Below are 23,313 nucleotides of genomic sequence, written 5' to 3' on the forward strand. Positions count from 1 at the left end.
CTGGGTGCTATCGGTGCAGCGTCCGGATCGCGTCGACGATCACCTTGGGGCTGTGCAGCCCTTCGTACACGGGCGGCGGGGCCTTATCGAGCTTGAGCAGCGTGTAGACCGCCGTCATTGCGCAGCGGATCGAATATTCGACCGTGAACACGACGTCGTCGGGCTGCTCGGCAAACTGGCCGATGAAGGCGAGGTTGGTTGATCCGGTCGGCACCACCAGCGGCCGGTCGCCTGCCTTGCGGGGCATGAACTGGCTGGTGATATAGGGCATCGCGCATGGAATGCAGGTCGATGCCGCAAGCACCGCCGCGCTGTCGGGCGCGCTGAAGCGCAGATGGCCGAGCACTTCCTCAAGGATCTCCGCGCCGGTGCACTCGACCAGCGGCTTCTTGACGTAATCGCCGGGGCGATCGTGGAACAGGCCATAGCCCCACCATACCGCGACCCCCTCGGGCTGTTCGGGGAAGAACGGCTGATGATAGATCGACAGCGTCAGCAGCCACGCCGACTGCTTGAAGGTGATCAGCCCGCCGGTCCCCGCCGCGCTCCCGCTGAACCGCTCCATCAGTTCCAGGAACAACGGGTCCTTGACCGTGACGGTGAAGGAGATCCACGAACTCTCCTCGACGTTGCGGTTGAACGCGGCCGGATCGCCGAACGCCGGGCGCCCCTCGGCGAGCTTTTCCCACAGCTTCCATGCGCCCGAATGGTTGCTCGTATCGAGGCCGGGGGCCTTGGTCATCGACCCGAACGCCTTGTCCGCGGTCATCGAGCCGTTGGTGACGAATACCAGGTCGCCCTGCTTGACCGGAATTGCCTCCGGGCCGTCGGCGGTCAGCGTCGAGATGCTCGTCACGGTGACCGCGTCGCTGCCCGCGGCGAAGCCGAGATCCTCGACGCGGACGCCGTGGCGGAACTGGACGCCGCGATCCTTCAGCCAGCGCATGAGCGGGACGATCATGCTGTCATACTGGTTGTAGACGGTGCGATAGATGTCGTGCTGGACGTCGATCGTCGAGAAATGGTGGACGAACCGGCGCAGGTAGCGGCGGAATTCGATCGCGCTGTGCCACGGTTCGAACGCGAACAGCGTGCACCATTCCATCCAGAAATTGGTTTCGAAGAAATGGGGCGTGAAGCAATCGGTGATGCGCTTGTCGTCGAGCAGGCTCTCGGGCTCGCCGATCAGCGTGACGAGGTTGATCCGGTCATGCTCGTTGAAGCGCATGGAGTGCGCGTCGGGCACGCTGCCGTCGCGATTGACCAGCCGGACCTTGTTGTCCCACGGCCATTTCGCGGCGGCGCGGTTGGTTTCCTCGGTCACCGAAATCATCGGGTCGGTCGCGGAGGGGATCCCGTCGAACAGGTCGAAGGTGCATTGGTACATCGCCTCGAACATGCGGCTGCCGCTCATGAAATAGCCGTCTTCCGCGGTTCCGTGCGCGTCGAATGCGCCGCCGGTCTGGTGGCTTTCCTCGAGGATCGTGATGTCCTTGCCCGCGACGTCGCCGTCGCGCAGCAGGATCGCCGCCCCCGCAAGCGAGGCAATGCCGCTGCCGACGAATGTATAGCTGCTCATGAGATACCGATCCTTTGTCCGAAGGATGCGGGCGTAGGGCCGTTCCCGGACTCCGGGCAGCGTCGGAAACTACGCACGGCGCCGACCCCGATGGCGGTCGCTGGATCGACCGTCAGAACGCCAGGGCGACGGCGATCTGCGGGGCGACGTAGGCGGGGGTATTGCGGCCCGCGACCGACAGCTCGACCCCCGCGATGAGCCCGGCGCGCGCCGACCAGTTATATTCGAGCGCTGGCGCCAGGATCGTGCGCGATGCGCGAAGGCCCGTGGTGCGCAGCGCCGTACCGCTTGCGTCGACGCCCGTGAGGCGCGAGCGGCCGGCTTCGCTGCGCACCAGATCGAGCGCAATCACCCAGCGCTGGTCGAGCGCATAGCCGGCGGCCAGGCCGACCTGCGCGGACACGCCCGGTGTGGCGTGGCCGACGAAGCCATCCGTCGTTCCGTACACGCTCACGTCGCGAACGTCCGCCGCTGCCAGCGCCTCGGTTACGGAGGCGAAGAGACGGATGCGAACCGGGTGGCCGCCCTTGGTGTCGAACAGCGATTCGACGACGATGCCCTGCTTGGCCAGCAGCGCGCCCGTGCCGAGGCCGTCGAGCACGGTCGTCAGGTGATCGTATCGACCGATCGGCAGCACCATGCCCGCGCTCGCGGTAATCGAAGGCGACCCGGTTCGGCCATTCTCGTCCTTCAGCCGATATTCCAGCTCGACCGGCAGGTCGGCGATCCCGAGGCCGCGTCGATCATGGCCATCGGTCACGCGGACGGCCGTCGGCAGCGCCTGGAAGCTCACCCGGTCGGTGAGCGCGTATTTCACGACCGTCACCGACTGCAGCTGATTTACGCCGTCGCCGCCGGGGTGGCGATGGCCATGATCGTCATAGCGTCCGGTATCGATCTTGTAGATGAGATAAGGTTCGATCGCGAGCGTCCCGGCGGTCGACAAGGCTGGCGACGACGCCTCGAGCGAGCCGGTGAACCACTGGTTGCGAACCGCCAGATCTGCATCCTGCGCCAGCGCCGCGCCGGGCAATCCCAACGCGCACAGCGTAAGCACAGCGTGCGCCCTCATCGCCCGCCGAGCCCCGGGAACAGCACGACCAGCGCGCCCGCCATCCCGCCGACCGCAATCGCGACGACGAGCAGACCGAAGACCTTCTCGGTGATCAGCAGGGCCTTCTCCCCGATCACGCGGGTGATCGGCGCGGCCAGGAAATCGAGCGCGACGATGATCGCCGCATTCGCGAGGATCGCGACCATCGCGGCGAGATAGACCGGGCGGCTGCCGCTGCCCCACGCGATGATGACCGACAGCACCCCCGGTCCGGCATAGATCGGGAATCCCAGCGGCAGGATACCCACGGATGTAGGCGAGGGGGCGACGGCATGGTGCGCGGCCGCCGCCACGTGGGTGTTGGACGCGCGGTGGTGGTGGCTGCGCGCAGGTGTCGCCTCGCTCGGGGTCGGCGCGTTGAGCATCTGCCAGCCGATCACGCCGATCACCGCCATTCCCGCCACGCGCAACGCGGCGACGCTGACTCCGAAGACGCCGAGCGCGGCGTTGCCGATGAACAGCGCGAGCAGTCCGGCCACGACATAGGTCGCCGCCGCGACCAGCGCAGTGCGACGCTGGTCGCCGGCTGTCTGGCCGGCGGTGGCTGCGACGAACAAGGGCAGGACCGCGATCGGCGCGGTGATCGCGAACAGGCCGACGGTCATCGTCACCAGCGCATTGGTGTCGAGCGCGCTCATGCGGCGGTTTCGAACGGTTCGAAGTCCGATTCCGCCGCCTTCCAGTCGGGCTTGTGAAAGGCGTAGATCACGAACGGGATCGCGAGGAAGAACACCGACCCGATCACCAGCGCCCCGACGTAGAGCACCGGACTGCCGGTGCTGATCTGCGCCGGCGGAATGAAGCTGAACCCCAGCGCGACGAGCGCCCCGGCAAGCCCCACAAGCCCGACCAGCCACATGCCGACATTCCCGCCAGGGATCCGGAACGGGCGGACCCGGTCGGGCTGTGTGTAGCGCAACCGGATCGCGGCGACGTAGAGCAGGACGTACATCACCAGATAGATGATCGTCGCCATCTGGCTGAGCAGTTGATAGGCGGATTCGACCGACGGCAGCACCGTAAAGGCGACGCACAGCAGCGTGACGAGCACGCCTTGCAGGATCAGGATCGCGACCGGAATGCCGTGCGCGTTGGTCTTCTGCAGGACATGCGGCAGATACCCCGCCTTGCCGACCGCGAGCAGCCCGGTCGACGGCCCGGCGACGATCACGCTGACCTGGCCCAGCACGCCGAACGCCAGCATCGCCGCCATCACGTTGCCGAGCCAGGGCAGCCCGAACGCCGCCCACAGTTCGTTATAGGCGACGAGCAGCCCGCGGTTGATATCGATCGCTTCGCGCGGAATGACCGCGCCGACCGCAAGCGTGCCGAGCACGAAGATCACCACGACCATCACCGTCGCGATTAGCACCGACAGCGGATAATTGCGCGTCGGGTTCTCGAGGTCCTGCACATGGACCGCCTGCATCTCCATCCCCGCGAAATAGAGGAAGACGCTGGCGGCCAGCACCATGTTGTGGAAATCGCTGAAATCGGGGATCACGCTGGCGTGCAGGTCGAGGTGCATCGGCTTGCCGCTCGCGACATAGGCCACGCCGAGTGCGATCAGGATCGCGCCGGGGATGATCGTCCCGAACAGGCCGCCGAGCGAACTCAGCCGAGTCGATGCGGCCATGCCGCGGAAGGTGACCAGCGTCACGAACCAATAGACCGCGAGCAGAACGCAGATCGTATAGAGCTTGTTGTCCGCAAGCGCCTGGTCGAACGCGGGCGGCCACCAGATATAGGCGAGCGCGGCGGCGGCGAAGATCAGCACGGTCGGGAACCAGATCACCACCGCTTGCCATTGATAATAGATCGCCGCGAAACCCCAGCGCGGGCCGAACGCCTCGCCGATCCAGCGGAACACGCCACTCTGCTTGGGGAAGGTCGCGGCGAGTTCTGCGGCTACCAAAGACACGGGCACCAGGAAGACGATCGCGGCGAACAGATAATAGAAGATCGACGCCATGCCATATTCGGCCTGGGCCGGCATGCCGCGCAGGCTGACGATCGTCGTTACGTTCATGATCGCAAACGCCATCATGCCGATGACGATCTTGGGCTGGGTCCTGGTCTGGCCGCCATGCGCGAGCCAACCCGCGGGCTTAGGCTTGCCGCCGGGCGCGGCGGCAGGAGGCGAGGGCTCGGTCATGGAAACAGCCTTGAAAGGGGCGCCGCCGACCACGGCCGACGGCGCAGAGTTCGGGCGAGGGGTTAGCGCTTGAGGACTTAGTCGCGGGCGGCCGCGACGCAGTGCAGCGCCCATTGCATCGTCTCGGGCGTGATGAAGACGTTCATCGGGAACGACTTCAGCGCATAGACGACGGCCTCTTCGTCGGTCCCGTCGCGATTGTAGGTCGCGTCGCGGAAGCCCGTGCTGAAGCTCATGTACGGCGTGTACTTGCCGTCGATCTGCTTGCCCGAGCGGAACCATTCGAACAGCTTGTTGCCGACCGCTTCGGTCAGGTGGTTATGCTTTATCAGGTCGCTCCGCAGCGCCGGTTCGTTCAGTTCGCGACCGAACTGTACCTGCGCGTCGACGCCCTTGGGGTAGACGCGGAACAGCGTGATCAGCCCGGTGTCGTCCGAGTTGACGCAGACCATGTCGGGATGGCTGCGGATCAGGTCGTAGAGGTAGTATTTGGTTTCGAGGATGCCGCCGAGGATCGCCTGCATCCCTTCCTTGCCGAAGTACTTCAGCGTCGCCCAACCCGCGAGCGAGCCCGACGCGGTGCGCGAGACTTCGAGCGTGTAGTACATCGGGTTGTACGGCGTGCGCGCCTGCAGATAGGCGTCCGCGCCGCGGCGGTGGATCGATTCGAACTCGGTCGCGTCGCGGTACAGGAAGCAGCTGCTGACATAGGGTGCCCAGCCGACCTTGTGGAAATCGATCCCGACGCAATCGGCGTGTTCGAGCTCGCGCATCGCCTCGCCGTTGCGGCGCAGCACGGGCAGGATACGGTCGGAGAATTCGAGTAGATTGGCCTCGAAGTCATAGTCCTTGAAGTAGATCCACGACCATCCGACGACCGCGTCGGCATAGAGTACCGCCTTGCCGAAGCCTTCGGGATTGGGATGGCGGTCCATCACTTCGCGGACCAGGCCAATCGGGTCGAACGCGCTCGCGTCGGTCGTGCCCATCGTGCAGACGACGGTCGCCACGGGAATGCCGCGCGCGGCGAAATCGGTCAGCAATTCCTCGAGATGGCCAAGGTCCATCTGGTTGGTGGCAACGTCGGTGCGGACGTGGACGATGTTGTCCATGCCGAGGCCGAGCCAGTCGGTCGCATTCTGCTGCACGTAATGCGCCTGCTGCGAACAGATCACCTTTGCGTCGGTCCGCACGCCCTTTTCGCGCGAATCCTTGAGCACCCGCGTCAGCCCGTATTTCAGGCCGTAGGTCCAGCAGCCACCGCCGCCATAGGTGTAGATCGCGCCGCTGTTGACCGGGGTCCAGCCGAACATGTTGGCGACCATGCCCGCCGTCTCGAGCTCGGCGCGGTGGACGTTCCACGCATATTCGCCCTCGAGGATGTTGGCCGAGAACACCTGCGACAGCATCGACGCGACGACGGCCGCAGTGTTCGACTGCGGGATGACGTTGCACATCGTCAGCGGGTTGCCCCAATTGGGCGCGCCCTCGAACAGACCGACCACATCGTCGAGCACCCGGTCGAGATCCCCCATCTCCTGCGGGACGGTGATGTTCTTGACGTCGGGATAAGCATAGGTGAGCGCGGGGTTCTTGCCGAGAAAGGCCGGGCCGCCCTTTTCGGGCCGCAGCATGTCGAGCTTCTCGACGAACTTGTTGATCTGGCGCGCGAGCGGATCGTCATCGCCGCGGAAGGGCGAGGGGAATTCGCCCGCCATCTTGGCGTGGTATTTCGCCCATTTCGGGGCTGGCGCCGATGCTGCCGCGGAGTCGTTTTCGGTCGATGCGGCATGCGCGATGGCTGCGGCGGCGTTGGTCCGGTCGTGCATGGGAGTACCTCTGATGATCGAAGGGCGGGAGAAGGCCGCCTGATCGACGCAACCGGGTGCGCGCGTCAGCCTCGGAAACTACTCAGCGTGGGGCAGGGGACTGCCGCACGGCGATCGCGCCGAACGCGGCGTTTTTCAGGAGCTCGGCGCAGGCCAGATAGGCGGCCACCACGATCACGATGCCACAGGTCATCAAGAGCGGTGGCGGATCGAAGCCGAACAGCACCGCGACCGGCGTGAAAGGCAGGATCATCGCGACGACCAGCGCGCCAAGCGACGTCGCCGCCAGCGCCGGCCGTGGGAGGTCCGCCCAGGGCCGTCCCCGGGTCCTGATGACGAAGATGACCAGGATCTGCGTCGCCATCGATTCGAGGAACCATGCGGTCTGGAATGCGCCCGGGGTCGCGTGGAAAATGAAGACCAGTCCGGCGAAGATCAGCAGGTCGAAGACCGACGACAGCAACCCCATCACCCCCGCGAACCGCACCAGCGCGTGCATGTCCCAGACTTGCGGCCGCGCGACGGCTTCTGGCCGGACGCTATCGAACGGGATGCCGACTTCGGACACGTCGTACAGCAGGTTGTTGAGCAGGATCTGCGTCGGCAGCATCGGCAGGAAGGGCAGGAACAGCGAGGCCACCGCCATCGACAGCATGTTGCCGAAATTCGAGCTCGCTTCCATCCGCACATATTTGAGGATGTTGGCGAAGGTCCGGCGCCCCTCCTCGACGCCGTCCGCGACCACGGCAAGATCCTGATCGAGCAGGATCATGTCGGCGGCAGCCTGCGCAACGCCGGTCGCGCCCGATACCGACAGGCCGATCTGCGCCGCCTTGAGCGCGGGCGCGTCGTTGATCCCGTCGCCAAGATAGCCGACCACCGCGCCGCGCGACTGCAACGCACGGACGAGGCGGGATTTCTGGTCCGGGGCGAGCCGACCATAAGCATCGACCGAGCGGACCTGGACCGCCAGCGCATCGTCGCTCAACTGCGCAATATCGCTGCCCGACAGGACGCGATCGGCGCGCAGGCCGACGAGCCCGGCAAGCCGCTTGACGACGACCGGATCGTCGCCGGACAGGATCTTGAGCTGGACCCCGGCGGCCGCGAGCCGTGCGATCGCAGCGGCGGCGGTGGGCTTGGGCGGATCGGCGAAGGCGCACAGGCCTTCGAAGATCAGCCCCACCTCGTCCGTGGCGTCGGGATCGCACGACGCTTTGTCCCATGGGCGCGAGGCGACCGCGATCGTCCGCAGGCCGTCGCGGTCCGCCAGCGCGCGGACTTGCGCCAGCGCGGACGCGCGCTCCGTATCCCCCATGGCGATGGTCCCGCTTCCCTGGCGCGACGTCGTGCAGAGCGCCACCACCGCCTCCGGCGCGCCCTTGGCGATCAGGATCGGGCCATCAGGTCCGTCGGCGAGCACCGAGCCGAGGCGACGGGTAAAGTCGAACGCGTGCCGCCCGCGCAGCGTCCACCCGACCGTCGCGTCCGGAGTGGCGGCGACCAACGCGGTGTCGAGCGCGCCGCGATCCCCGCCCAGAACCGCCGCGACCGCCGCGAGCTGCGCCGGGCGCGGATCCTCCACCCCCGCGCATCCGATCCCGCGGTCGAGCGTGATTTCGGCCGAGGTCAGCGTGCCGGTCTTGTCGGTACACAGCACCGTCATCGCGCCGAGATCATGAATTGCGGCGAGGCGCTTAACGATCACCTTGCGGCGGGCCATCCGCATCGCGCCGCGCGACAGTGTCACCGTCGTGATCATCGGCAGCAACTCGGGTGCCAGCCCGACCGCGAGCGCGACCGCGAACAGCAACGATTGCAGCAGCGGCCTGCCGAAGAAGACGCTGGTGGTCAGGACGACGACGACCAGCGCCATCGTCAGCCGCGCGGTGAACAGGCCGTAGGCGCGCATGTCCTTTTCGAAGGGGGACGCCCCGGCGGCATCGGCCAGCGCCGCCGCCGCCGCCCCGAAGATCGTCGCGCGGCCGGTGTTGACGACCAGCGCGATCGCCTCGCCGGTCTGCGCGACCGCGCCACGGAACAGCGCGCCACGCGCCTGGTTCGCCGAAAGTCCGGCGACGGGGCCAGCGCGCTTGTCGACGGGATAGGGTTCACCGGTGAGGGCAGCTTCGTTCGCCGTGAAGGCGGTGCTGTCGAGGACGAGACCGTCGGCCGGGATGATGTCGCCGGCGCGGACGCGGATGACGTCGCCGGGGACGACCCCGTCGACCGGCATTTGCCGATAGGCCCCGTCGCGGCTGACTTCGGCGGTCAGCGCAACCGATTGGCGCAGGACATCGGCGGCGTGCCCGGCGTGACCCTCCTGCACCGTATCCAGGCCGATCGAGACCGCGAGGATCGACACGATGATCGAGCCGCCGATCCCGTCCCCCGTCGCAATCGACACGATCGCCGCGACCAGTAGGATGAGCGACAGCGGTTCGAGCAGCCGCCGCACTACCGCGCGCACGATCCCGACCCGCTTCGCGGGCGCGTCCGAATTGGCACCATAATGCGACAGGCGGACAGCAGCTTCGGCGGCGCTCAGACCGCTCTGGCTGCACGCCAGCGCGGCGCAGGTCTCGTCCGCCGTTCGCGACCAGAAGGGCGGCGCGGATTTCGGTCTGGTGGCCGGTACGGGTGCACCCATCACTCGACCTCGGGCGCTTTGGATCGGTGCAGATGCACGGACCGGAACGAGCCCTTCATCAACACGAACCCGGGAAGCAGCGGCAACCACAGCGTAAAGCCACGCAGCAACAGCGTTCCAGCCAGTGCCGCCGGAACGGGAACCCCGAGCAGGCTGAGCATCGCGGTAGACCCGACCTCGAAACTGCCCAGCCCCATCGGCACCGGCGCGAGCGCCGCGACGATCGATCCGCCCATCATCGCGATGAAGGCGGTGCTGAACGGGGTCGGATGGCCTAGTGCCAGCATGCACACCTGTAGCGTGGCGGCATCCACGAGGAAGAGTGCGGCATTGCACGCGGTCACGCCGAGGATCAGCGTCTTGTCCCTGAGCAGCCGGGCGGGGGCTTCTCCCACGACATGCAGCAGCGTGTGGACGATCGGCAGATGTTCGAGGAACGGGGACAGCGGTCGGCTCCCGCGCCGCCGCAGCCAGAGCGCGAGGCCGGGGACCGCGAGCGCGACCAGCAGGAACGCGGTGACGACCCCGGCGAGCAGCGGCGTCGCCTTGCCATGGACCCACAACAGCAGCAGCATGACCAGCGCGAACACCGCGAACGCCGCATAATAGCCGATCAGCGACACGATCAGCGCCGCAACCGCCGCCCCGCGAGGGACGCCAAGCTTCACGAGCCGGTCGACCAGCAACAGATTGCCCCCCATGCCCGCCGCCGGGATCATCGCATCGGCAAACAGCTTCGACAGCGCGACCGGGATCAGCCGGGACAGTGGCAGCGGCGACCGCGCCTTGTCGAGGACGAGCTTCCAGCCGAGCGAGACGCTGGCGTAGGTGATCCCCTGCAAGCCCGCCGCGGCGAGCAGCCACACGGGTTCCGCACGCTGCAACATCGCCCCGAAACTTTGCAGGTCGCCGAAGTTGAGCACCGCGAACACCAGCACGCCGACGCCCAACACCCCGAAAAACCAGCCGGAGAGATGCCCGGTGTCGCCCAGTTTCGGGCGCTTGGCCGCCTTCTTCGTGGTGCCGGTCACGCACTCATCCGGTGCGCCCGGCGGCGAGATCGATGACGTAGCGGTAGCGGACGGCCTTGTTCTCGACGCGCAGATAGGCATCGGTGATCTGGTCGGGGTGGATCAGCTCGATTTGCGGGCGGATGCCGTTGGCGCAGCAATAATCGACCACCTCCTGCGTTTCGGGCATCCCGCCGATGCACGATCCGACGATCGAGCGGCGCTGGTTCCACAACCCGCCGCCGCTCACCCCGGCGATAGCGCCCGGCGTGCCGACGTTGACGAAGACGCCATCGTGCCGAAGCAGCGGCAGGAACGGCGCGGCGTCGAACGGGAAGGGGATGGTCGACAGGATGAAGTCGAACCGGTTGGCCAGTTCCTCGACCAGCGGGATCGGCTTGCTGGCGAGCGGATGCCACACGATCACGTCCTTCGCGCCCATCGCATAGGCATCCGCCGCCTTGTCCGCGCTGGTGGTGAAGACGGTCGCTTCCGCGCCGCGATGGACCGCAAGCTTGAGCGCCATATGGCCAAGCCCCCCCAGCCCGACGACCGCGAAGCGCTGCCCCGAGCCGAGCCGCCAGTGCTGCATCGGGGAAAAGGTGGTCACGCCCGAACAGAGCAGCGGCGCGGTCGTCGCCAGGTCCGCGCCCTCGGGGATCTTGACGACGAAACGGTCGCGCACGACGATCCGCTCGGCATAGCCGCCCTGCGTCTGCCCGGGGCCGCGCGGATCGGGCGAGGCATAGGTCATCGTCGCGCCGACGGTGCAATATTGCTCCAGCCCCGCCTTGCACGTCTCGCACACGCCGCAACTGTCGACCATGCAGCCGACGCCGGCATGATCACCGGGGACCAGGCGCGTTACCGCCGCGCCGACCGCGCTGACCCGGCCGACGAATTCGTGGCCCGGTACCATCGGATACTGCTGCTCGCCCCATTCGCCGCGGACCATGTGGATGTCGCTGTGGCAGACGCCGCAATACAGGATGTCGATCGCGACATCGTCGGGCTCCAGTGCGCGGCGTTCGATCTGCATCGCGTGGATCGGTGCGCTCGGCCCGAGCGTGCCATAGGCGCGGGTCGACGTGGGCTGTTCCGGATCGATTTCCACCGCGCCGGTCCGGGCGAGGACGGTTTCGCTGCGATCGGCGTATTTTTCGGGAAAGAACGTATCGGACATGCTGGCCTCCAGGGTTTCGCGGGCCGATGGCCGGACAATCAGCCGTGTGTCCGCGAGGGTGACGAAGGGGTGAACCGGGATGCCTCGCTGCGACAGGCTCGGAAACTACCCAGCGGTGAGCCTCATGGCACCAGCACGGCAGCACCGTCGAACCGACCAGCGCGCAGGTCCTCGAGCGCCTGGTTCGCCTGCTCCAGGGGATAGACCGTCGTTTTCACGACGATCCCGATTTGCGGGGCGAGCGCGAGGAATTCGATTCCGTCCTGCCGGGTGAGATTGGCGACAGATACGAGGCGGCGTTCTTCCCACAGGATGTCATAGGGGAAACCGGGGATGTCGCTCATGTGGATCCCGGCGCAGACGACCGTGCCGCCCTTGCGCACCGCCTTGAGCGCGAGCGGGACGAGGTCGCCATCGGGGGCATAGAGGATCGCCGCGTCGAGCGGTTCCGGCGGCATCTCGTCCGATCCGCCCGCCCAGGCCACGCCGAGGCTGCGCGCGAATGCCTGCGTTCCCGTGTCGCCCGGCCGAGTGAAGGCATAGACCGCGCGGCCCTGCCATCTGGCGACCTGCGCCACGATATGCCCGGCGGCCCCGAAACCGTAGAGGCCAAGCCGTTTGCCGTCGCCCGCCAACGTCAACGAGCGCCACCCGATCAGCCCGGCGCACAGCAGCGGGGCCAACGACACGTCGCTCCCGGTCTCTCCCAGTGGAAATGCGAACCGCGCGTCCGCGATCGCCGCGGTCGCGAAGCCGCCGTCGCGGGTGTAGCCGGTGAACAGCGGCGCATCGCACAGATTTTCGTGATTCTCCCGGCAATAGCGGCACACGCCACAGGTATGCCCGAGCCACGGAATCCTGACGCGCTGCCCGAGCTTGAGCGCGGTTACGCCAGCACCGATCGCGTCGATCCGGCCGACGATCTCGTGCCCGGGAATGATCGGCGATTTCGGATCGGGCAATTCGCCGTCGAACACGTGCAGGTCGGTCCGGCAGACGCCACAGGCGAGCACCTTGACGCGCACCTGACCCGCGCCGGGCTGCCGGTCGGGGAGGTCGGTCCAGACGAGCGGGGTGCCGGGATGGTTGAGGATCATCGCCTTCATGGTCGGTCGGTTCCAATTTGGCGCGATGAGCCGAAGGCAGTTGCGGGACGGGTATGGTGACTCGCGCGCGTCTGTCCGAAAAGGGTCGGAAACTACGCAGACGGGCTAAGCCGCGGGATCATGCCGACGGGCCATGCTGGCGGAATTGCCGCGCGATCTAAGTACTTTCCGACGCTGATATCGCCCGCCCAGGAAACCTATCTCGCCATCCTGAACCCGGAGTGCGAACCATGGCCTATCACAGTCTCAATCCGTTCGACGGGACACTCGTCCAATCCTTCGACACGGTCGCGGATGCGGATCTGGAGGGCAAGCTTGCCGCCGCGCAGGCCTGTTTCGAGACCTGGCGGCATACGCTCTTTGCCGAACGCGCCAGGATCATCGCGAAAGCAGGCGCGCTGCTGGCGGCGCGGACCGACACGCTCGCGCGCCTCGCCACCGTGGAAATGGGCAAGCGTATCGCCGAAGCGCGCGGCGAAGTCGCGTTCAGCGCGCGGATCATGGCCTATTACGCCAGCCATGCCGAGGGGTTCCTTGCGCCGGTACGGCTCGATCCGGCGGGCGGAGAAGCGCATATGGAGAGCAGCCCGATCGGCGTGATCTTCTGCGTCGAACCTTGGAATTTCCCTTATTATCAGCTCGCCCGTGTCGCCGGGCCGCATCTGATGGCGGGCAATACGCTGGTCGTGAAACACGCCGGGATCGTGCCGCAATGCGCGATCGCGTTCGAAGCACTGCTGATCGAGGCGGGCGCACCGGTCGGGCTCTATACCAATCTGCTGATCAGCCACGCCCAGTCCGACCGCGTGATCGACGATCCCCGAATCAAGGGCGTCGCCCTGACCGGCAGCGTAGACGCGGGCCGCAGCATCGCCGCGCGTGCCGGGCAGAACCTCAAGGTGTCGTCGATGGAGCTCGGTGGCAGCGATGCGTTTATCGTGCTGGAGGATGCGGATCTCGATCTCGTCATCCCCTGGGCGGTGTGGGGCCGGATGTACAATTGCGGACAGACCTGCTGTGCCGCGAAACGCTTCATCGTCGTCGACAGCATGGCGGACGCGTTCCTCGCGCGGTTCAAGGCGGCGCTCGGCGCGCTGATGCCGGGCGATCCGCTCGACGCGGCGACCACGCTCGGCCCGATGTCGACCGAGCAGGCGCTGCTCGACCTGGTGGCGCAAGTCGACGGCGCAGTCGCGCATGGGGCGAGGGTGGTGATCGGCGGCGCGCGGATCGATCGTCCGGGTGCGTTCATGGCACCGACGATCCTGACCGACATCGCGCCCGAAAACCCGGCGTTCCGCGCCGAATTCTTTGGCCCGGTGGCGTCCTTCTTCCGCGTGGCGGATGAGGATGCCGCAATCGCGCTCGCCAATGATTCCGATTTCGGGCTCGGCGGGTCGGTGTGGACGCGTGACGTCGCGCGGGGGCTGCGTGTCGCCACCCAAGTCGAGACCGGCATGATGTTCATCAACAACCTCGACTGGACCGATGCCGCGCTGCCGTTCGGCGGGATCAAGGACTCGGGCTACGGACGCGAGCTCGGCGCGATGGGCATCCAGCAGTTCGTCAACAAGAAGCTCGTCCGCCTCCACGCGATCCCCGCGCCCGCCTGACCGCCCGATCCGCTCCCCAATAGCATTCTCACTGGAAGGCATTTTCATGATCGCCAAAACCATGCACGCCGCCGTCGTCACCGCATTCGGCAAGCCGCTCGAACTGCTCGAATACCCGGTGCCCATGCCCGGCCCGGGCCAGATCCTCGTCAAGACCGAGGCGTGTGGCGTGTGCCATACCGATCTGCACGCTGCCAAGGGCGACTGGCCGGTGAAGCCCAACCCGCCGTTCATTCCCGGGCATGAGGCGATCGGCATCGTCGTCGCGCTCGGCGCGGGCGTTACGCTGGTCAAGGAAGGCGACCGGGTCGGCGTGCCGTGGCTCTATTCGGCCTGCGGGCATTGCGAATATTGCCTGTCGGCATGGGAGACAGTCTGCCCCGAGGCGAAGTTCGGCGGCTATACGCAAAACGGCGGGTTCGCCGACTATGTCCTCGCCGATCCGAACTATGTCGCGCACATCCCCAAGGGCCTGAGCGCGACCGAGGCCGCGCCGCTGATCTGCGCCGGGGTCACCACCTACAAGGGCATCAAGGAAACCGAAGCCAGGCCGGGCGAGTGGATCGCGATCTCCGGCTGCGGCGGGCTTGGCCATCTGGCGATCCAGTACGCCAAGGCGATGGGGTTGAACGTCTGCGCGGTCGATATCGACGACGGAAAGCTCGCGCACGCCACCCGGCTTGGCGCGGACATGGTCATCAACGCCCGCACGCAGAACCCCGCCGAGACGCTCAAGGCCGCAATCGGTGGCGGCGCGCATGGCGTGCTGATCACCGCGCCGTCCTTGCCTGCGTTCAAGCAGGGGATCGAGATGACCCGCAAGCGCGGCACCTGCGCGCTCGTCGGCTTGCCGCCAGGCGAGTTTCCGACGCCGTTGTTCGACGTGGTCGCCAATTGCATCACGATCCGCGGATCGTTCGTCGGCACGCGCAAGGACATGGCCGAATGCCTGCAATTCGCAGCGGACGGCAAGGTGAAGGCCGATATCGAGCTGCAGCCGCTGGCGGCGATCAACTCGGTCTTCGACCGGCTGGAAAAGGGCGACGTCCCGTCGCGCGTCGTGCTCGACTTCACCGCCGCATGAGACCCGCGATCGGCCAGCGCACCGTCCTTTCGGGGGCGCTGGCCGATCGACCGACGTGATTTGCCGAGCAACGTTGTGAGCCGGTCCCGGGCCAAACGCGCCGCGGACCCAGCGTCGAACCCCAAGGGAATGGTCAGCCGAGCCCAGCCAACCCGCAGCGCGGGGCGATGATCCGCCCGCTGTCGGAGCCCGAGGCGATCCACCAGCAGAGCTAGCCCGGGTCCGGCATCGCGATGTCGATGTCGAGGACATCGCATGACCGCCGTCGAACGGCCGGTGGGATACTCGTGTGGCTGGCTGGCGAGGCCGCCCGGCGCCGAAACGTAATCGTACCGGTTCATGCCTTCGCCGGAGTTGAAGAAGACGCCGTCGATCTCGTGGTATAGCGGCAGGCCGTCCTGCTGGAAGATCAGATACCCACGATCCGTCGGGATGCCGCGCACGCGCGTGACGTTCTGCACCTCGCCACCGGTCGCTTCCACCTGGATGCCGGGGACGGTGCCGAGCAGATCAGCGAAACTCTTCGGCGCGATCCTCTGGACATCCGCCTGGCTAAGCGAATTGATTGCATAGGAGACATCGAAGCGACGCTGCGCCCGGGCGGACCCTGTGACGATGATATCCGTGTTGGCGATATCCGTGTTGGCGGCGTCGCTCGTCTGGGGAGGAGTGGCTGGCGGCGTTTCGGCCGTCTGGGCTGTTGCCTGGGCGAAGGCGGGCACGGCCAGCGCGCAGAGCGACATCACCGCACAACCTCTAGCGAAATCTCGCTTTTTCATCGGATTGCTCCCCCTGTTCTTCAAACTCGGGGTGCCGGTGCACCGAACGCATGACATTTTTACGTATTTTTAAGAAATATTTATGGGCGTTGCGACGTCGGCCTGCCGTTCCGCTTCGCAGTCGTGGCGATGTGTTGACGGTCAGGGCAAGAAACGCTTAGCTTTGGTAACGATAACAAAACGACCGGACAATCGAGTCGTGATGCGGTGAGGAGTGCGGGCCGTGGCTTGGTGCGATCGACTGGCGCGAGTGCGGGACGGAACTTGTCGTTCCAACCGGGGCAGTAGCACCAGCATCGCAAAGCTATTGGCAGCGACGGTGATGCTGGCGTTCTGGGCGCCCGTGACGGTTCAGGCGCAAACCGCTGGTATGGTCGAAGAGGCGCTCCCGCCGCCAACGGGCCTCGCCCTGTATTTCAGTCCTGCGGCCAGCACGCCCGCCCGCCCGGACGCCGACGGCTTCCTTCGCCGATGGCTGCTGCTCGAGCCGATCGTCAAACCCAACCGAACAAACGCTGGCTTCACGTCGGACTATGTCCGTCAGGCCTTGTCGCCGACCCAATATCCAGGACGGTTCGAAGCGATCCCCCAAGACGGTCAGACGACGGCAGCAGCAGGGACGCCGCGGTGGCATGCGCTCGATGCCAACCTGTTCGACGTCAAGCTGTTCAAACTGGCGCAGGGGCTCGGCAAGCCCACCTACGGCGTCATCTTTTGGGCGGTCACCGTGGTGAACAGTCCACGCGAAATGCGCGACGTCCGTCTTGCCGTCGGCTCCAACTCGGCCTCGATCTGGTGGTTGAACGGCACGGAGACCGCAGGGCTGTTTGGCGATCGCCGCATGGTCATGGACGACGTTCTGTCGCGACCCGTGACACTACGGAAAGGCCGTAACGTCCTGCGCGGGGCGGTCATCAACGGGCCTGGTCTCAGCGACTTTTGCGTCCGCCTGCTCAATGCAAACGGTCGCCCGATCCGCGACATCACGGTGGACGTGAAATGAGGAGCTTCATGCACCGCTTCACAGGCTTGATCGCAGCCGCGATGATGCTGGGCGTGCCCGGCACGGCCTCGGCACAACTCGAGGGCGAACCGTTCATCCACGATCCGTCGACCCTTACCCTGTCGGACGGCCGATGGTGGACCTTCGGCACGCGTGGCGGCGGCCTCGTATCCGATGACGGCTGGGTCTGGCACCGCGGCGGCGAACGCCCGGGCGGCGGCGTGGCGCCGGACGTGATCAAGATCGGGGATCGCTACTACATTGCCTATGCCGTCGGGGGCGGGGGCATGAACGGTGGCCATGCGAGCAACGTCAAGGTGATGTGGACACGTTCGCTGGACCCGAAGTCCCCGGCCTTCGGCTATCATGAGGTGGGGATCGTCGCCTCGACGAACGGCACCGAGCTGGCGGATGCGATCGATCCCGCGTTCCTCTACGCCGAAGGACGTCTGTGGTTGAGCTACGGGACGTACTTCGGTTCGATCCGCCTGATCGAACTGGATCCCCGCACGGGTGGTCGGCTGGCGGGCAACCAGCCCATCGATGTCGCGATCGACATGGAGGCCACCGCGTTGCTGCACCGGGATGGCTGGTACTATCTGCTCGGCACGCACGGCACATGCTGCGACGGACCCAATTCGTCGTACAACATCCGGGTCGGTCGCGCGCGGAGCCCGCTCGGCCCGTATCTCGACAATATGGGCGTCCCGCTGCTCAAGGGTGGCGGCAAGCTGGTCGTGGCGGGGCGGGGGCACCAGTACGGCCCGGGGCATTTCGGCCTGATCGACCTCGGTGACGGTGTGCAGAAATACTCGGTGCACTATGAGGCGGATCTCGACCGCAGCGGGCGTAGCGTGCTCGGTATCCAGCCCCTGCTCTGGAAGGACGGCTGGCCGGCGGGCGGGGACAACATCGTGCCCGGAACCTACGAGATCCAGTCCGAGCGCAGTGGCGGTGCCTTGCAACTGGCGGTCGATTTCGTACGGATGCCGTTCGACGTGCGGCGCAGCTTCATGGCGAAGCCGAGCGATCCCGTCTCCCCCATCCCGAACCAGACCCTGGCCGAGAACCGGACGACCTGGCCGGCGGGTAATGTCGAGGTGGACCTCGGCGACTATATGATCCGGGCGCATCAGCAGTGGACGATCACGCCGGTAACGGGCGCGGGCGGTGCCTTTGGCGCGCCGTACTACAAGATCGTCATCGCGGGGACCGAGCGCGCGCTCGCGGTCGGTCCAGAGGGCACCGTCCAGGCAGTCGTCAGCTTCACGGGCGCGCCGGGGCAACTCTGGCGGATCGATCAGCTGACTGATGGCACCTACCGCATCATGCCCAAGGCCGAAGCATCGAACGGGAGCGTCGCCCTGGTTGCGCTGGGTCGAAGCACACCCGCCTTGGGACGGTTCGATCCGTCCAGCGACAGCGGCCGTTGGACCTTCAAGCTTCCCTGATCCCCCGAGCCGTCCGCCGCGGGGCCTGGGCTTGCAATTTGAGCGATGAGAATGGCGCGCTTCCAATGAAGCTAGCAATGATCTGTCCCAACGTCGAAGCTGGTTGGTAAGACGAGCCCGATATCGTCAAGCGCCGGCGAACGCGTTCAGGCACCAACGAGCGCTTTTTCGGGGAGCATTGGCCGGAATGGTTTCCTGCTGGAATGAGCGAAGAACGCGGGGTCAGTCCTAGCTTCAATCGTCGTCAAGACGGCGGATCCTGTACGGTCCTGATCGCGTTCCAAGCAGCTGTCCCTTCCAGCTCAGCTGCATCAACCCGTCGCTGACCAGCTCGTCGATCGCTTCGTGGACCGCAGGCATCGCGCTGCGCCAGTCCTCCGCGATCACGCGGGCCACCTCGCTCGGGCATATCGTCGCGCCGGGTGCGCGGCGCTCGAGCAGGGCCAGTGTCGCTGCCTTTGGATCCGTCATTCAGATGGCGTCGGCCCACACGCCCATCGGTCAAGCCGTGATCGTCACTCGCTGCCTTCCTCGAATCAGGTCATGCGACGCGCTTTGACGGATGAACCTGCAGGGGCGCGGGAAATGCCGCCGGTCCTGGCAGCGTGTGCCATTAGCAGATCATAGCGCGCTGGTAGGCGTCCACCGCAGCCGGTCGATCAGTACGCGCAGCGCCGGCGTGATCTGCTGGCTCGAATAATAGAGGCGACGTTTAGTCGAACTCATGCTTCGGAGCGCAACGCTCCTGAACAGCAGTTAATCGATGCTTTCGTAGTCCTTGCAATCTGAACCAGACATTCCGCTGGCGACCCAATGTGAGCCAAGACAGATTGTGAACGAACGGCCGGCTTTGGGGAGCGGGATGGGTGGCATGAATGTCGTTTATTGGGTCTTAATGTCGCTGCAAGCTGCGGTGAAAAGCCGGCAGCTCGGAGACGAAATTGATGATTCATCTCGTTCGAGCTGACGCGTCTTCAACGGCCTTTACGAGCGTCCCCTCCATCATACGTGATGCCCCCTTATCGACCTTTGCCCCCAACGCCGCGGTACGCAGTGCGTCACGACGAGCAATCCAGATCGAGCCTGCGCGTACCTCGGCTGCCCAACTGACTGCCTGTTCGACATAGTCGGTGGCGCGGTGATTGATCCCCTCGGTGACGCCGATCAGTCTTAGCAGCCCACCGGCCAAGCGCTGACGGAGGAATGCGCCTTCCAAAGTCACAATCGGAAGGCCGCGTTGTACAGCCTGAAGTGCAGTAGTGTAGCCCGAGAAAGCGGGGCAATCGAGATAAACGTCCATCGCGTCGAGGAAACCGTTGAACATCGCGGGGGCCATCCATGGCGTGAACCGCAGATATTCCGCAGGATCCAGTCCAGCGCTTTCGAACGCGCGTTCGAGCCGGGCCCGTAGCTTTTCCCCCGCCCATGAGCGATGCCGGGGCAGGACTAGCCAGAACTCACACTTCCCGCTCTCAGCGGCGATCTGCGCGAGCAACGCGTCGTCTGCTGGGTCGAATTTGGTCGGCTGCTGGCATAAGGCAAAACGAACCGTCCCCGAGCTGGCAGCCGCTCCACTCCACGGCTCGACGTCGTGTTCGATCACATCGTTCGATACGCCTGTACCCGGGAGCCGGACGAGGCGTTCGTGATAGTGCGCGTCGGCACCGTCCGGCTCGAGCAGGGCGCCGCTGAAGAAGATGTCGATGGTTGGCAGGCCAGTAGTGACTGGATGCCCCCATCCGGCTGCCTGGACGGGCGCAAGGCGGTGCGCGGCAAGTGCTCCGGTAATGGGGTCCATTCCGACTTCCGGGTATAGGATGACGTCGGGCTGGTCACTCGCGAGGTCTGCTCGCCACCGCGCCAAGCTGCGTTGTCCGCTGACGTAGCGCGCGACGCGGTGCGTGGCCCATGCTTCCCGTTTCTCGTCTGCGAGACCAACGTTGTACAAAAAAACCTCTACTTTCGCGGGGTCAAGCTGGGCTAGCCATTCGCGTAGAATGACATGCCAGACTGGATGATCGCGGAGATGTGCGGTCACGATTGCGACGCGAATCCGATCGGATTTTGCGACCAGAGGTGTGGGTAAGGGTGCAACGGTCGCGACCAGCCGGCCGAAGCGAACGAGTTCGACAGTCATGTCTCGCGAACAATATGCGAGATGGAATGGCTGATACCGGCCGGCTACCGCCTGTACGGCGCCCGGATGCGACGCCGCCCAAACCTCCAAGTCGGTAAGTGCCCCTTCGAAGGCACGGTGACCTGAGGCCGCTTCGGCAGGCGAGTCGGTCTGTAGCGGAAAGGTCGCAAGGACGAGGCCAATGCGTGCTTCGGCTCGCGTCGGGGCTAACGCGATGGCGTGTCGATAGGCCGCTACCGCATCGGACGCTCGCCCGAGATCGCGCAGGGCATCTGCAAGATTGATCTGCGCATCGACGTAGTGCGGCCTGAGCGCAATCGCATCGCGATACCTTGCAGCCGCACCCGCTAGATCACCCTGATCGAGAAGCGCCAAACCCAGATTGTTGTGAGCCTCTGGCAATGAGGGCTGCAGTGCGATGGCTCGGCGATACGACGTACTTGCCTCGGTACGCTTTCCAACTGCCCGAAGGATATTGCCCCGGTTGACGTGTTGAGCGGCATTTCCCGGGCTAAGAAGGAGAGCGCGGTCAATCGCAACAAGCGCCTGAAGTAAATCCCCTTGTTGTTGAAGGATGATGGCGTGCGCGGCGTGGCCGTCGGCATGATCGGGCTGCAACGCAACGGCTTGCTGTAAGGCGCGGAGGGCACCGTCGTGATCCTCCAAGGCCTGCAGCGTCATCCCAAGATTGTATTGAGCTTGGGCATGCCTCGGCTGCAGTTGAATGGCGCGCCGATAAGCCGATGCGGCGTCCTTGTGACGTCGCAATCTGCTAAGCACATTTCCGTGATTGTTGTGAAACGCTGGGACACGCGGATTCTGGGCGATAGCTCGTTCGATCAGCTCGGCAGCGATCACATTGTTGTCGCGCTGGTGCTCAACTACTCCTAGCAAATGGAGCGCGTCGGCTTGGTTCGGTGCATTGATTAAAATTCGTCTATACAGGCGTTCTGCGTCTTCCAAACGTCCGTCGCCGTGGTATCTCAGCCCCTCGGCAATGAGGCTTTCGTAAGCGTTCATGGTACAGACCTTACAGCGCGGGAACTCCTAACCGAGATCGTTGTCTCCGCCCGCCCTTTGTCCGGGTGGCCGCGTCAACTCTACAAAGCCACTGAATTTATTGTCATTTTCACTTTTTCGGGCCGTGGAAGCGAACGCAGCAACTCGATTATACCGGCATGAACAATGACCTCCGTTGGGGAGCCAGAAAGCGGCGATGAACGGCAACGTATGGGTCTTGCCAGTCAGGAAAGTAGGCGACAGATCAGAATCTCGACCACCGGAAATAATGGAAAGCCGACAGCTAGTCGGCACGCTGGGCAACATGCCATAGTCTACAAGATTGGTAGCTATTTGGGCGGAGAGTAGATCTATGAAAACGCGCCTGATCTCGCTTCTGCTCGCGCTTATGGCCACGCCGGGCTGGGCCAGTCCCGTTGTGACGATCGCACAAGGCAGGGTAGCCGGAACCACGAACGAAGGTGTTTCGACGTTCAAGGCAATCCCATACGCTGCGCCCCCGGTCGGCAAGCTCCGTTGGCGGCCACCAGCGCCGGCACAGCGATGGCTGGACCTCCGACAAGCTTCGACTTTTGGACCAGTCTGCCCGCAGGCTCCGGTCACTTGGGCGGGACACGACCTTGATCGCACTAGCGAAGACTGCTTGACGCTGAACGTCTGGACTCCGCACACGGCAGTTCGCGCACGCCTGCCTGTGCTCGTATGGTTTCATGGCGGCGGCTACACGGCCGGCGCGGGCTCTCAGGGCACGTATGAAGGCAGCAAGCTGGCCCGTCGCGGTGCCGTGATAGTTGAGCTGCTGCCGGTCCCATGGACACCAAGTTAGGCTACATGAGCTTGCTTCTCGAAGTCCATGGGGCTGAGATAGCCTAAGGTCGAGTGCCTGCGCGTTGGATTGTGAAAGCGCTCGATGTCATCGAACACGTCGTGCCTTGCCTGATTGCGCGTGCGGTAGGTTTTGCGCGCGATCCGTTCGGTCTTCAGCGAGGAGAAGAAGCTCTCCATCGCAGCGTTGTCCCAGACGTTGCCGGACCGGCTCATCGAGCAGGTGACGCCATTGTCGGCCATCAGTCGCTGGAACTGCTCGCTGGTATATTGGCTACCCCGGTCGGAGTGATGCAGCAGCGTATCGGGCTTGCCGCGTCGCCAGATCGCCATGACCAACGCATCGGTGACGAGTTGCGCCGTCATCGTGTCGCTCATAGACCAGCCGACCACCCGCCGCGAGAACAGATCGATAACTGCGGCCGCGTACAGCCATCCTTCGGCGGTCCAGATGTAGGTGAAGTCGGCCACCCACTTCTGGTTCGGCGCGTCGGCGCTGAACTGCCGATCGAGCACGTTGCCGGCGATCACCGAGCGTTCGCCATGATCCTTGGGCAGACCGCGGCGTCGCGGCCGCGGCATCAGACCGTGCGCGCGCATCAGCCGTTCGACCCGATGCAGGCCACAGACGAGGCCTTCGGGCAAGAGATCGTGCCAGACGCGACGCGCACCATAGGTTCGGTAGCTGGAGAAGAAGCTGGCGCGGATCTTCCCTGCATACGCTTCGTCGCTCAGCGACCGGGCGCTTGGCGCACGCACGAGCCAGGCATGGAAA

General features: G+C 65.3%; 18 protein-coding genes and 1 pseudogene. 6 read left to right on the forward strand and 13 right to left on the reverse strand.

Annotated elements, in window-relative coordinates:
• Window positions 1-7 precede the first annotated feature (7 nt).
• The 9 genes from RH91_RS13410 to RH91_RS13450 form a co-directional block, all read right to left on the reverse strand.
• On the reverse strand, window positions 8-1,579 hold the full coding sequence (locus RH91_RS13410; RefSeq protein ID WP_010163350.1) for an oleate hydratase: 1,572 nt from the start codon (window positions 1,577-1,579) through the stop codon (window positions 8-10).
• Between the two features lie 112 nt (window positions 1,580-1,691).
• Complete coding sequence (locus tag RH91_RS13415) at window positions 1,692-2,651, reverse strand: hypothetical protein (RefSeq protein WP_232283505.1); 960 nt, start codon at window positions 2,649-2,651, stop codon at window positions 1,692-1,694.
• Complete coding sequence (locus RH91_RS13420; protein WP_010163352.1) at window positions 2,648-3,331, reverse strand: MarC family protein; 684 nt, start codon at window positions 3,329-3,331, stop codon at window positions 2,648-2,650. Before RH91_RS13420 ends, RH91_RS13415 begins: the two co-directional genes overlap by 4 nt.
• Window positions 3,328-4,848: a putative glutamine/gamma-aminobutyrate antiporter GadC gene (gadC, locus tag RH91_RS13425; protein WP_010163353.1), complete on the reverse strand. Its 1,521-nt coding sequence runs from the start codon at window positions 4,846-4,848 to the stop codon at window positions 3,328-3,330. Before gadC ends, RH91_RS13420 begins: the two co-directional genes overlap by 4 nt.
• Before the next feature lie 77 nt (window positions 4,849-4,925).
• Window positions 4,926-6,677 (reverse strand): pyridoxal phosphate-dependent decarboxylase family protein, encoded by a 1,752-nt coding sequence (locus RH91_RS13430; RefSeq protein WP_010163354.1) that lies wholly within the window; start codon window positions 6,675-6,677, stop codon window positions 4,926-4,928.
• A gap of 82 nt (window positions 6,678-6,759) precedes the next feature.
• On the reverse strand, window positions 6,760-9,327 hold the full coding sequence (gene mgtA / locus RH91_RS13435) for a magnesium-translocating P-type ATPase (protein WP_010163355.1): 2,568 nt from the start codon (window positions 9,325-9,327) through the stop codon (window positions 6,760-6,762).
• Window positions 9,327-10,358 (reverse strand): lysylphosphatidylglycerol synthase transmembrane domain-containing protein, encoded by a 1,032-nt coding sequence (locus tag RH91_RS13440; RefSeq protein ID WP_010163356.1) that lies wholly within the window; start codon window positions 10,356-10,358, stop codon window positions 9,327-9,329. Before RH91_RS13440 ends, mgtA begins: the two co-directional genes overlap by 1 nt.
• Window positions 10,359-10,362: 4 nt before the next feature.
• A complete protein-coding gene (locus RH91_RS13445; RefSeq protein ID WP_010163357.1) occupies window positions 10,363-11,520 on the reverse strand; it encodes an NAD(P)-dependent alcohol dehydrogenase in 1,158 nt (385 codons plus the stop codon).
• A gap of 122 nt (window positions 11,521-11,642) precedes the next feature.
• The gene (locus tag RH91_RS13450) at window positions 11,643-12,626 is read right to left on the reverse strand and encodes a zinc-dependent alcohol dehydrogenase family protein (RefSeq protein WP_010163358.1); all 984 of its coding nucleotides are present in this window, start codon (window positions 12,624-12,626) and stop codon (window positions 11,643-11,645) included.
• A gap of 230 nt (window positions 12,627-12,856) precedes the next feature.
• Between RH91_RS13450 and RH91_RS13455 the strand changes: the two genes are divergently transcribed.
• Window positions 12,857-14,239 carry an NAD-dependent succinate-semialdehyde dehydrogenase gene (locus RH91_RS13455; protein WP_010163359.1) on the forward strand — a complete coding sequence of 461 codons (1,383 nt, stop codon included), beginning with the start codon at window positions 12,857-12,859 and terminating at the stop codon, window positions 14,237-14,239.
• Between the two features lie 49 nt (window positions 14,240-14,288).
• On the forward strand, window positions 14,289-15,323 hold the full coding sequence (locus RH91_RS13460; RefSeq protein WP_029623856.1) for a zinc-dependent alcohol dehydrogenase: 1,035 nt from the start codon (window positions 14,289-14,291) through the stop codon (window positions 15,321-15,323).
• Between the two features lie 362 nt (window positions 15,324-15,685).
• On the opposite strand, the pseudogene RH91_RS21670 reads toward RH91_RS13460, so the two are convergent.
• Window positions 15,686-16,045, reverse strand: a pseudogene (locus RH91_RS21670) (TonB-dependent receptor plug domain-containing protein); the annotation flags it as partial.
• Between RH91_RS21670 and RH91_RS23165 the strand changes: the two are divergent.
• The 3 genes from RH91_RS23165 (at window position 15,933) to RH91_RS13475 (ending at window position 18,556) form a co-directional block, all read left to right on the forward strand.
• Window positions 15,933-16,175, forward strand: coding sequence for a hypothetical protein (locus tag RH91_RS23165; protein ID WP_010163361.1), 243 nt, complete (start codon window positions 15,933-15,935; stop codon window positions 16,173-16,175). The pseudogene RH91_RS21670 and the gene RH91_RS23165 sit on opposite strands and share 113 nt — an antisense overlap.
• Window positions 16,176-16,424: 249 nt before the next feature.
• Complete coding sequence (locus tag RH91_RS13470; protein ID WP_081469582.1) at window positions 16,425-17,105, forward strand: acetylxylan esterase; 681 nt, start codon at window positions 16,425-16,427, stop codon at window positions 17,103-17,105.
• An 8-nt stretch (window positions 17,106-17,113) separates the two neighbouring features.
• Window positions 17,114-18,556: a family 43 glycosylhydrolase gene (locus tag RH91_RS13475; RefSeq protein ID WP_010163363.1), complete on the forward strand. Its 1,443-nt coding sequence runs from the start codon at window positions 17,114-17,116 to the stop codon at window positions 18,554-18,556.
• Between the two features lie 234 nt (window positions 18,557-18,790).
• Here the strand turns inward: RH91_RS13475 and RH91_RS13480 are convergent, their stop codons facing one another.
• Window positions 18,791-19,027 carry a DUF3253 domain-containing protein gene (locus RH91_RS13480; protein ID WP_010163364.1) on the reverse strand — a complete coding sequence of 79 codons (237 nt, stop codon included), beginning with the start codon at window positions 19,025-19,027 and terminating at the stop codon, window positions 18,791-18,793.
• A gap of 478 nt (window positions 19,028-19,505) precedes the next feature.
• Window positions 19,506-21,713: a tetratricopeptide repeat protein gene (locus tag RH91_RS13485; protein ID WP_037478794.1), complete on the reverse strand. Its 2,208-nt coding sequence runs from the start codon at window positions 21,711-21,713 to the stop codon at window positions 19,506-19,508.
• A 388-nt stretch (window positions 21,714-22,101) separates the two neighbouring features.
• Here RH91_RS13485 and RH91_RS23620 point away from each other — a divergent pair, with 388 nt between their 5' ends.
• The gene (locus tag RH91_RS23620; protein WP_442852554.1) at window positions 22,102-22,539 is read left to right on the forward strand and encodes a carboxylesterase family protein; all 438 of its coding nucleotides are present in this window, start codon (window positions 22,102-22,104) and stop codon (window positions 22,537-22,539) included.
• Here RH91_RS23620 and RH91_RS13490 read toward each other — a convergent pair.
• Window positions 22,536-23,313 (reverse strand): IS3 family transposase (locus RH91_RS13490; RefSeq protein ID WP_010163367.1); only part of this gene is annotated, 778 nt, incomplete at its 5' end. The two genes, RH91_RS23620 and RH91_RS13490, sit on opposite strands and share 4 nt — an antisense overlap.

Origin of the sequence: Sphingomonas sp. PAMC 26617, from assembly GCF_000242835.1 — a bacterium.
Classification (GTDB): domain Bacteria; phylum Pseudomonadota; class Alphaproteobacteria; order Sphingomonadales; family Sphingomonadaceae; genus Sphingomonas.

Bases quoted from the DNA above. Each gene is read 5' to 3' on its own strand.
- RH91_RS13430 (WP_010163354.1), bottom strand. From the start codon at position 6,677: ATGCACGACCGGACCAACGCCGCCGCAGCCATCGCGCATGCCGCATCG.
- mgtA (WP_010163355.1), bottom strand. From the start codon at position 9,327: ATGGGTGCACCCGTACCGGCCACCAGACCGAAATCCGCGCCGCCCTTC.
- RH91_RS13470 (WP_081469582.1), top strand. From the start codon at position 16,425: ATGCTGGCGTTCTGGGCGCCCGTGACGGTTCAGGCGCAAACCGCTGGT.
- RH91_RS13445 (WP_010163357.1), bottom strand. From the start codon at position 11,520: ATGTCCGATACGTTCTTTCCCGAAAAATACGCCGATCGCAGCGAAACC.
- RH91_RS13415 (WP_232283505.1), bottom strand. From the start codon at position 2,651: ATGAGGGCGCACGCTGTGCTTACGCTGTGCGCGTTGGGATTGCCCGGC.
- RH91_RS13485 (WP_037478794.1), bottom strand. From the start codon at position 21,713: ATGAACGCTTACGAAAGCCTCATTGCCGAGGGGCTGAGATACCACGGC.
- RH91_RS13480 (WP_010163364.1), bottom strand. From the start codon at position 19,027: ATGACGGATCCAAAGGCAGCGACACTGGCCCTGCTCGAGCGCCGCGCA.
- RH91_RS13475 (WP_010163363.1), top strand. From the start codon at position 17,114: ATGCACCGCTTCACAGGCTTGATCGCAGCCGCGATGATGCTGGGCGTG.
- RH91_RS13410 (WP_010163350.1), bottom strand. From the start codon at position 1,579: ATGAGCAGCTATACATTCGTCGGCAGCGGCATTGCCTCGCTTGCGGGG.
- RH91_RS13455 (WP_010163359.1), top strand. From the start codon at position 12,857: ATGGCCTATCACAGTCTCAATCCGTTCGACGGGACACTCGTCCAATCC.
- RH91_RS13420 (WP_010163352.1), bottom strand. From the start codon at position 3,331: ATGAGCGCGCTCGACACCAATGCGCTGGTGACGATGACCGTCGGCCTG.
- gadC (WP_010163353.1), bottom strand. From the start codon at position 4,848: ATGACCGAGCCCTCGCCTCCTGCCGCCGCGCCCGGCGGCAAGCCTAAG.
- RH91_RS13450 (WP_010163358.1), bottom strand. From the start codon at position 12,626: ATGAAGGCGATGATCCTCAACCATCCCGGCACCCCGCTCGTCTGGACC.
- RH91_RS23620 (WP_442852554.1), top strand. From the start codon at position 22,102: ATGGCCACGCCGGGCTGGGCCAGTCCCGTTGTGACGATCGCACAAGGC.